Annotated in this window: 1 protein-coding gene; it reads left to right on the top strand. The window is 72.7% G+C overall.

Going from position 1 to position 1090, the window contains the following annotated elements; genetic code table 11:
- Positions 1 to 1048: Gfo/Idh/MocA family protein (locus tag ACY45C_RS13060; RefSeq protein WP_462187894.1), on the top strand; the 1048-nt coding region annotated here is incomplete at its 5' end.
- Positions 1049 to 1090: the final 42 nt, after the last annotated feature.

Raw genomic sequence — 1090 nt, 5'->3', positions numbered from 1 at the left:
GGCGCACAGCGCGGGCCCGGCCCGGGACCGGTCGGTCAGCCCGCGGCCGCGGGTGCCCCGCCAGCGATCCGCCCCAGCGGGACGTCGGGGCAGCCGGGTCGGCTGGATCGGGGCCGGGACGTTCTCCGGATCGGTTCTGCTGCCCGCGTTCCGGGCGGCCGGGTTCGACCAGTTGGTCACGGTGGCCTCCGCCGGTGGCCGGTCGGCCAGGGCCTTCGCGGACCGGCACGGGTTCGCCGGGGCGGTGGCCGGCGCCGACGCCGTGCTGGACGACGACGACGTCGACGTGGTCGTCATCGCGACGCCGCATGAGACACATGCCAACCTCGCCGCCCGGGCCCTGGAAGGCGGTCGGCACGTATGGTGCGAGAAGCCGCTCGCGCTGAGCCTCGACGAGCTCAACCGGGTGGAGAAGGCGGCGGCGACCGGCGGCGGGGTGCTTGTCGTCGGCTACAACCGGCGTTTTTCTCCGGCGGTCACCGCAGCCCGCGCGGCGCTGGCCGACCGGGACGGTCCTCTCACGTTGAGCTATCGGATCGCCGCCGGGCCGGTGCCGGCCGACCACTGGTACAACGACCGGGTCCAGGGTGGCCGGCTGCTCGGCGAGGTCTGCCACTTCGTCGACACCTGCGTCGCGCTCGCCGGCAGCGACGTGGACATGGTGACGGCGCTTGCCGGGCGGGAGGCCGAGCTGTTGCTTGCTCCCGATGTGGCGGTCACGCTCCGGCATGCCGACGGTTCCCTGTCGGCCATCTCCTACAGTTCCGCCCGTCCCCGCGGAGTGCGTAAGGAGCATCTCGAGGCGCTGGCGGGCAGCCGGCACGTCCGCATCGACGATTACCGCGAACTGGTGATCGATGGACGTTCCGCCTGGAAGGGGCCGCAGGACAAGGGGCATCGTGCCGCCGCGGCGGCCTTCCTGCGGATGTGCCGCGGCAGCGACACCGGTGTCACCGCGGAGCTGCTCGCCTCGAGCCGGGCGACCCTCGCGGCCGCTGACGCGCTCGGTGCCGAGGTACCGCGAAGCCCGGCCCGGATGGGTTCCTGAACAGCCGGGAACCGGCCGAAGATTTTTTTGACGAAAGGATTT

The organism is Frankia sp. CcWB2, assembly GCF_977927585.1.
The sequence above is the reverse complement of the archived record's forward strand: the minus strand, read 5'-3'. Positions and strand labels throughout refer to the sequence as shown.